At 64.0% G+C, this 2,689-nt stretch carries 2 protein-coding genes; one reads left to right on the top strand and one right to left on the bottom strand.

Going from position 1 to position 2,689, the window contains the following annotated elements:
• On the top strand, positions 1-1,512 hold a 1,512-nt coding region (locus EOA38_RS32930), incomplete at its 5' end, for an ATP-binding protein (protein WP_127301197.1).
• A gap of 298 nt (positions 1,513-1,810) precedes the next feature.
• Here the strand turns inward: EOA38_RS32930 and EOA38_RS32925 are convergent.
• On the bottom strand, positions 1,811-2,221 hold the full coding sequence (locus EOA38_RS32925) for a hypothetical protein (RefSeq protein ID WP_126091594.1): 411 nt from the start codon (positions 2,219-2,221) through the stop codon (positions 1,811-1,813).
• Between the last annotated feature and the right edge of the window lie 468 nt (positions 2,222-2,689).

Below are 2,689 nucleotides of genomic sequence, written 5' to 3'. Positions count from 1 at the left end.
GTCATCCGCCGCACCATGCTGCAGGCCTCGCTCGACGCCATCATCGTCATCGACGAGGCGGGCTTCATCATCGAATTCAACCCGGCCGCCGAGAAGATGTTCGGCTTCCCGCGCAGCGATATCCTCGGCAAGGACCTGCTCGACACCATCGTTCCGCACTACTACCGCAAGGGCTATGCGTCGGGCGCCGAGTATATGGCGGGCCGCGGCGCGCCGATGGTCGGCCAACGGCTCGAGACCGTGACCCAGAACGCGGCCGGCGAGATTTTCCCGATCGAACTGACCGCGACTGAGATGCGGGTTGCCGATCGCCGCCTGATCTTCGGCTCGATCCGCGACCTGCGCGAGAAGCTGCACGCCGAAGAAGAGATCAACCGCCAGCGCGAGAAGCTGCACCAGAACGAAAAGATGGCGGCGATGGGCTCGCTGCTCGCCGGCGTCTCGCACGAGCTCAACAACCCGCTGGCGGTGGTGGTCGCGCAATCGACCCTGCTGCATGAATTCGCGACCGACCCGCAGACCAAGGTGCGCGCCGAAAAGGTGCGCGCGGCCGCCGAACGCTGCGGCCGCATCGTCAAGAGCTTCCTGTCGATGGTGCGCCTGCATCCGACCGAGCAGGCCGAAACCGACCTCAACCAGGTGATGCGCTCGGCGCTCGAGGTTACCGCCTATGGCGCGCGCTCCAGCGGCATCATCATCGACACCGACTTCGCCAACGGCCCGCTGCTCGCCATGGCGGACGCCGACCATGTCACGCAGGTCGCGGCCAACTTCCTCATCAACAGCCAGCATGCGCTGGCTGGAGCCACCGGCGAGCGGCACATCAAGGTGCGGACCTTTCGCAGCGAGCGCGGCAATCCCGGATTCTCCGTCGAGGACAACGGGCCCGGCATTCCCGAGGCGATCCGCTCACGCATCTTCGAATCCTACTTCACCACCAAGCCCGTCGGCGTCGGTACCGGCATCGGCCTTTCGATCTCGAAATCGATCGTCGAGCGCCACAACGGCAACATCTGGTTCGAGGAGGTTGAGCCGCACGGCGCGCGCTTCGTCGTCCAACTGCCGGCGATCGCCGGCGATACGGCAAAGACCGGCGAAGGTCCGGCACGCTCGAGCGGGCTGCGCCATGCGCTGATCATCGACGACGAGCCCGACGTCGCCGCTTCTCTCTCCGACATACTGGAGCTCATGGCGGTGAAATCGCGCGTCGTCGCAAGCTGGACGTCGGCCGGTGAGGTGCTGAGCGGGCAGATGCCGCCGGACATCGTCTTTTCCGACCTGCGCATGCCGGGCACCAGCGGCATATCGATCTATCGCGAACTGCTGGCCGAACGGCCGGGACTGGCGCAACGCTTCGTGCTGGTCACCGGCGACCTTATCGGCGCCAAGGCTGAGATCGAGGCGCTGCCGCCGCACCAGCGCCCGCAGATCCTGGAGAAGCCATTCTCCACACTAGACGTCCGCGGGGTCCTCTCCGCTATCGCCGATCAGGCGGCGGCCGTGGAAGGCTGAATCCGGCGCGCCAGGGATATGTGGCGATTCAAGTCAGGCCGAGTGGAGAACGATAGCTTCCGAGAACCGGAACGGAGCTTACATTCAAGTACGCGAGTACCGGCCTATGCCGGCCATAGCCTCAACTGCGCGGCGACTCGTGAGTGCTTCGGCTTCGGCCGGCGAGGGCCGGGAGCGCAGGAAGCCGCCGTTCGCAGGCCGGCCTCACCTGAATCGCCACATATTCCAAAAAAGAGGCTCCCGACCGACATTGCGGCGGGAGCCTGACTGGAGCGCGGAGGGTGCGCTCAGGGGAGCCTTAAAAAACGTTCGGTGTGTTGGTGAGCGGCGCCGCGTTGGCGATCATGCGCACCGCGCGGGCCCTGTGCTGGCCTGACTGCTCGGCGATGGCGCGCAGGCACTCGGGGCTTTCGGCGCCCCAGTTCTGGCCTTTGCAGGCGAACTCGATCTGCGGCTGCGGCAGGCGCGCGGTCTTGAGCGTGGTCGGCGCGCCCTCCACGACGTTGGCCGGGGGATTGATCGAAGCGAAAGCGGGACCCGCGGCCGGCGCAAGCACCATGCCGGCAAAGGCGGTGGCGCCGAGCAGCGTGAACATCGCCATCGGATGATCGCTGGCGCGCTGGCGCAGCGCGAGCTTCGGCCGGCGATCATTGCGCTCCGGGCCGTAAATGCGGCGGCTGGCGTCGGTGGTCTGGACTTTCGCAAACATCGGCTGTTCCCTTCGTTATCTTTCTTTTCCTTATGAAACGAACATAATCGCGCCAGGTAACAGCCGAATGATTGAGTGCGATCGGCCGTGTAACAGGATTGAAACAGGGCCGCCGCCTTTGTTCCTGCTTGGGACCGGCGAGCCGCCTCTGGTTCACGAAAGAAACACATGCGCCTGTCGGATGCGGCGGACTGTAAGCGACCTCACACAGGCGCCGAATTGCTATGGCCGTCGCGGTCATCCGGAGCGCGGGAGGTGTCGAAACGGACCCTCTCGCAACGCCCGAATCCGCGGCCGGAACCGCTGTTCCACATCCCTGACTAAGGCCCGGATTTTCCGGGATTTTCTCGGCCCAGGCGAGGCAAAACCCATCGCCATGGATTTTCCTTATTTCCACAAGCCATTGCATTTCAATATAAAATATGCTTTTATTGAATGATCATTCAACAAAAGAAGAGCATTTTGATG

It is taken from the genome of Mesorhizobium sp. M1E.F.Ca.ET.041.01.1.1, from assembly GCF_003997355.1.
Lineage (GTDB): Bacteria > Pseudomonadota > Alphaproteobacteria > Rhizobiales > Rhizobiaceae > Mesorhizobium.
Note: the sequence above shows the minus strand (reverse complement) of the source record. Positions and strands in the feature narration are given on the sequence as shown.